Origin of the sequence: Hydrocoleum sp. CS-953 (assembly GCF_002260545.1) — a bacterium.
Lineage (GTDB): Bacteria > Cyanobacteriota > Cyanobacteriia > Cyanobacteriales > Microcoleaceae > Trichodesmium.
The window spans coordinates 1-4316 of the sequence record NZ_LGSU01000704.1; the positions used below are offsets into that span (position 1 = coordinate 1).

2 protein-coding genes are annotated in these 4316 nt (G+C 30.8%); both read right to left on the reverse strand.

Annotated elements, in window-relative coordinates; translation table 11 throughout:
• A partial coding sequence (locus tag AFK68_RS08210; protein WP_094672314.1) for a hypothetical protein occupies positions 1 to 1726 on the reverse strand: 1726 nt, incomplete at its 3' end.
• Between the two features lie 1301 nt (positions 1727 to 3027).
• Positions 3028 to 4116, reverse strand: coding sequence for a restriction endonuclease (locus AFK68_RS08215; RefSeq protein ID WP_094672315.1), 1089 nt, complete (start codon positions 4114 to 4116; stop codon positions 3028 to 3030).
• Positions 4117 to 4316: the final 200 nt, after the last annotated feature.

The window sequence follows — 4316 nt, forward strand, 5'->3', positions numbered from 1 at the left end:
AAAACTCACTATTTATACTCCAACTTCTGACAGTCTTTTTATTATTTTCCAGATAATTTTGAATCAGATATTCATAGACAAATTGTTTTCTAATACTTCTACTTTTAATTTCTTCTCGGTTTCCTGGATTGAGATAATAGTCAAAGTTGGCATATTTAATATCAATGATTTGGAGAGAAATTTTGCTCATAATTTTTTTCAGGAAATTCCCAAAACTTTGATTAATTTCTTTGAGAGACCGGAGTCTATCTTTATCCCGAAATAATGACAGATAAAATATATTATCTTTGAGCAGAGATTCAGACCCCAATACATAATCAATGAAGCGTTGAAAAAATCTGTCGGATGATAAGATGCCAAATTTCAAAGCTAGATAAAATACATGATTCAAATTTTTCATCATTTGTAGTTGTTCGACATTAAAATCATCCAAAATTTCCCAATAAGAATAAAACTGATTTGGCAAATAATGAACTGTCAGTATTTCTCCGTCAAGTTTGCAGAATTTAGCTAAATCATAAAAAGTATGATTTTTTAGTTCTGGGTTTTGGTGAACAGAGGCAATTTTTAATTGATATTTATTACATTTGAAGCTGGTGTAGTAGCGTAAGTCATTCCAATTTTTGACTTTTTCAATTTGATATGAAGTCTTAGATGAAACTAAATCTAAAAGTGCGGAGTTTGAGGAGTTATCTTTAGTCTGAAATGAAAGAATTACAGCATCGGGAAAAATATCTTTATCGTTGACGTGGAAAATATTACTCAGATCGATCATTCTGTTTTTATAGTTCAAATGAGCAATTATTTCTGAGGCAACATATCGACTATTCAAATAAGAGACAAAACATGAATTTGTTTGTTTAAGTAAATAAGTTAAACACATTCCCTCCCAAACAGTATGAAAATTATTAAATCCCCATATTTTGCCGTCTTTTGTGTCATCCAACTCTCCGAATAAAAATTTCTCAATTGCATCATAAAAATCCCAATAATCTATATCTTTCAACGGAGTATATTTATCAATTTTTCCTAAAGCATCTCGTAAAGTATCAATAATTGATGGATAATTAGTTTCGCTAAACAAGCTATATTCATCCGCAATATATTTTTCTCGAAATCTAGTAGATAAAGCAGCAATTTCTGGATTGATACTTTCCCCTAATTTTTGCTGAATCTCACTAAATAGATAACAATACATTGCCACAATATCGGAGGCTTCATAAGATATTTGTTGTTTAGATGCGTCAATAGAGTCTATAAATATTGCACCATTGTTTAGGAAAATTGCTTTATGAAGATAGCGATGAATTTTACTATAGTCTATTGTTTTAGATTTACTGATACGGGAGACAAGTGCTAATATTTTTAACTCATCATAGATATTTAAGATATGATCTAAGGCATCAAGTTTGCTATAAAAAATGCTTTCTTGATTATCATTGATGACAACTTCTTTTCCCGCTTCTTGTTGCAGTACACCGTCACGGTCATTAACTTTGATATTTTTCTGTAAATATCCTTTTTCTTGATAGATTTTCTGCACAATTTTCAGGAGTTTATAGAGTTTGAAAAACAATTCACACTTAAAGTTGAATCTATCAATATTTGGATCGTCCTGAGTAAATCCTTTTGGTAAATGAAAAATCAACTTACCTCTCTTTTTCTCAATTCCGACAAAAGAATATTTAGGGTTGACTTGAGGTTTGATTTTGGCAAAATTTATCATTTTTGTCAGGAAGGAAGAAGGAAGAGGGAAGAAGGAAGAAGGAAGAGGGAAAGATGGAAGAAGTAAATGCTGAAAAAAATGGGAAAATAATAGGTAAGCGGTAAGTATTCAGCCATCAGCTATTAGCGCTAGGTTAAAGTGTTTAGTATTTAGACTATATATTCAATTTTTGTCAAAAGCAATAGGGAATATAAAATCTAGATAGATAACAAAAATGCGAGTTATTAACTCCATAAATTGGCTTTATTTTTTAAAAAAGCTGAGAACTGAGTGGTAATAGCTGAATACTTACAATGATAGAGATAGCTATCTAAAATCAATTGAAGTAACTATTTTTCAGCATATTTGCAGATAGATGTATTTCTGCTTTCTTTTTTCCAAGAAGAAGGAAGAAGGAATAGAGAAAAAGGAAGAAGGAAAGATGGAAGAAGTAAATGCTGAAAAAAAAGGGGGAAATTATAGAGATAGCTATTTAAAATTAATTGAAGTAGCTATTTTTCAGCATATTTGCAGATAGATGTATTTCTGCTTTCTTTTTCTAAAGTGGTATAAAATCCCAATCGTTAGCGATCGCCAAACTAAAAGACTCATTTTATTCTTACTCCTCCCATTGCTCAAACACAAAATTAGGTGAAAATTTTTAGATCAATTTCCCAAAATAGTACAAGAAAATATAGGGATGCTGTTAAGATTCAAGAATTTTGTAGGGGTTTGGTCTCCAAACCCTCTTCAAATCTCCAAACTTCTAGAGGAAGTTAGAAATTATCAATTAATATTTAACCAACTTTGATGAAATTTCTATTGCGAAATCCAAGAAGTACCGACTATCTAAATCTGAGACTGAGTAAAAATTCTTATTGCGACATACGCAATAGAAATAAATACCTAAATCTGAGACTGAGTAAAAATTCCTATTGCGACATACGCAATAGAAATAAATACCTAAATCTGAGACTGAGTAAAAATTCCTATTGCGACATCCGCAATAGAAATAAATACCTAAATCTGAGACTGAGTAAAAATTCCTATTGCGACATACGCAATAGAAATAAATACCTAAATCTGAGACCGAGTAAAAATTCTTATTGCGACATACGCAATAGAAGTACCGACTATCCAAATCTGAGACTGAATAAAAATTCCTATTGCTCCATAAGCAATAGAAGTAATTGTCTAAATCTGAATCCGCAATAGAGTAGCTCTTGAGATTACAGAACAGCAAAAAAAATCTTTAACTGAACTGTATTTATCTATAGACTCATCTTTCTTCCTTCTTCCTTCTTCCTTCTTCCTTTTTCCTTCTAAAAAGTCAACCATTCACAGGAAATAATCCCATCAATAAAATCTTCAGATAAAGCAACAAAATCAGAATAAGTAATTAACTTAATACTTTGGCGATCGCCCTTCGACAACAAACTTTCTAAAGGTCTTCTATCTCTAGGAAATACACTATCCCACAAATAAAACATTAATTTATTTTCTATAGATTCTTTAGTAACTTGATTATTCTCCGACTTCAAAAACCAAACACCAATTTGTTTATCTTCGATGCGCCGAATAACTTGATGATTAACCTTAATAAAATCATTTAGCTTATTCACAAAATCCAACCATTTTTCCTCCCTACCTTCTATCAGTATATCCTTAGTTTTTTCTCTGCCATAACCAGGTACATCCACATATTCCCAATCCCATCTTCTTTTAAAAGCACTATCCAAATAATATATAGACTCATCCGAAGTATTAATCGTAGCAATAATTGATAAATTTCTCGGAATAGAAATTCTCTGAGTTGTCAAATTTTCTAATACTCGTAAACCATCTTGATTATCATTCATTTCTAATTTCATTTTTGTCATCTGACAAAACACATCAAAATTACTTCCATCCACCTGTATATTTTTATCAGTTGTTTGAGCATCATATCCCATTGCTCGTAACAAAGCGACTATTTCTAACTCTGATAAATTCACATCATAAGTTGACCAATTATCTATTTCTCTATCTAACAATTGAAAAATCGGACCAAAAATAGCAGCAGCATTTCCTCTATTTAATTCATCAATTACCAAGAGTACATTTTGGTTACTACCATCAATTAAATATTTATATGCTAACCCTAATACTTGGAGAAAATGACCGGGATAAAATTTATAGATAACAGTACCACCCGCAGTAGTTTGTGGTAATAATTTTCCCAGAAAGTCTGCATAAGTATATTCAGGATGAAAGACCGTTTTAATTGTATTTTCCCAAGATTTTTTTTGCTCATTCCATTGAATTTGTAGGGAATTATTTGCTATTTCCCGTACTTTATAACTTTTGCCTGTACCAGGACTACCAAATAAAATTTTTTGAATAGGTTTTGTTGCTTGAGCTATTTCTGACATAGATTAATTTCATAAGTCTACTTTGACTATTCAGAGTAATGTAGACATAGTTATAACAGTGTACTCTTGACTATTTAGAATATACCTGAAATTATTATTTAGCAAGTTTTAGTTGCAAAATTAAGTCGAGGAAAAGAAAAAATCACTTTGAGCAAATTCTTCTATGACAGAAGAGGTAATGATTAATTGTTAATGATCAA

Coding starts and splice junctions, on each gene's coding strand:
- AFK68_RS08215 (WP_094672315.1), bottom strand. CDS start 4,116: ATGTCAGAAATAGCTCAAGCAACAAAACCTATTCAAAAAATTTTATTT.